Origin of the sequence: Rhodococcus sp. (in: high G+C Gram-positive bacteria), assembly GCF_049591685.1 — a bacterium.
Classification (GTDB): domain Bacteria; phylum Actinomycetota; class Actinomycetes; order Mycobacteriales; family Mycobacteriaceae; genus Rhodococcoides.
In genome coordinates this window covers 1-1,633 of sequence record NZ_JBAWFH010000577.1, presented here as the reverse complement: position 1 = coordinate 1,633, position 1,633 = coordinate 1, and the positions used below count along the sequence as shown (strand labels likewise).

2 protein-coding genes are annotated in these 1,633 nt (G+C 62.5%); both read right to left on the bottom strand.

Annotated features, from left to right (window positions below; translation table 11 throughout):
- On the bottom strand, positions 1-310 hold a 310-nt coding region (locus WBQ44_RS23745), incomplete at its 3' end, for a ParB N-terminal domain-containing protein (protein ID WP_495569107.1).
- Positions 310-1,146, bottom strand: a complete 837-nt coding sequence (locus tag WBQ44_RS23740; RefSeq protein ID WP_495569108.1) for a ParA family protein — start codon at positions 1,144-1,146, stop codon at positions 310-312. The genes WBQ44_RS23745 and WBQ44_RS23740, both read right to left, overlap by 1 nt.
- Positions 1,147-1,633: the final 487 nt, after the last annotated feature.

Genomic DNA, 1,633 nt, shown 5'->3' with positions numbered 1-1,633 from the left:
ATTCCCGCACACTGTGCACGAGCTCTGCGAGATCTTCGGGCTTGAAGTGCGTACGCGGCTGCCGCGGGTTGGGAACGATGGCGTGAGGATCGATGTGGGCGAGGCGGGCACCCGGAACCGCAACGAGGTCGTCGGTCGCAACGGGCGCGTCGCTCGCCTCGTCGCCATTCGACCTGACCGATGTTTCACGTGAAACATCCTCCGTGGCCACCGCGCGGGGAAAGAATACGTCCGACGGACGATCGTCCGACGCTTCGCTGGTGGGAATGAGTGCGCCGATTCCGCGGCCCAATCCTGTGCGCTTTGCCATCAGGCGCGCCCTTCTGTCGGTGACACGTTGTTGCGTCGAATGATCTCGATGGCCGCCTCGCGATAGGCGACGGCGCCAGCAGATTGCCCATCGTAGGCGATCACGGTCTGCCCGAAGCTCGGCGCCTCGGAGACACGCACGGATCTAGGGATGACGGTGTCGAGCACCTGCTGTGAGAAGTGTTCGCGCACCTCGTCAGCAACCTGATGCGCGAGCCGCGTGCGCGCATCGAACATCGTCAAGATGATCGTCGACAGATGCAGGCTCGGATTCAGGTGCTTCTGGATCATCCGCACGGTGCTGAGAAGCTGGCTGAGGCCTTCGAGTGCGTAATACTCGCACTGAATGGGGATCATCAGCTCGGATGCCGCAGTGAACGCATTGATTGTCAGCAATCCCAGCGACGGGGGACAGTCGATGAGAACGAAGTCCATCGAGTTCTGCGGCGACGCGAGATACTCCTCGAGCGCCGTGCGCAAGCGATGCTCGCGCGCCACTTGCGACACCAGCTCGATCTCCGCGCCGGCGAGATGGATGGTGCTCGGCGCGCAGAACAGATTCGGCGACTCGGGACTTGTCTGGATGATGTCTGCGATCGGAAACTCGTCGATGAGCACGTCGTAGATGCTGGGGATGTCCGCCGTGTGCGGCACTCCGAGGGCGGTTGAGGCGTTCCCCTGCGGATCGAGATCGATCACCAGAACCCGCGCGCCGACGCTCGCGAGCGCTGCGGCGATATTCACTGACGTCGTCGTCTTTCCGACGCCGCCCTTCTGGTTCGACACCGTCAGAACTCGCGTCTCCCCAGAAAGAGTGACGTCAGCGGACTCGAGCACCTTGCGACGCGCGGTGAGGTTAGCCAACTCACGTGCGAGGGGAGTGTCGTCGAGCGAGAACGGCTCTGCGGTCTCCGACTCGTCGGCGTGTGTCACGTGAAAACACTTCTCTCTGTCGAGCCAGCAACAACGCGTTCTACTCTACCCGGCACCCTCGACACCCTCGTCCGCGGGTTTCCGGTCGATCGCAACGTTTCACGTGAAACATCCTTCGGCGGAGTGGGTCAGCATGGGAACAGGCCGTTTCACGTGAAACATCTTTGCCGGCCTCAACCGCCGCGACGTTGGGCCAATCCCGTCCTCAATGTTTCACGTGAAACATCTCCCGACAGGGCGGTCACTACCGCACGGTCGCGCGAATGACCCGGGATGGCTCGTCGAGAACGCCCTCACCGACGACTTCCACGCGGGCATCGGTGATCTTGAACTTGCGGAGCGCCTTCTCGGCGGCGCTGATCTCATTCTCGGCGTTCGCGCCCTTGAGCAC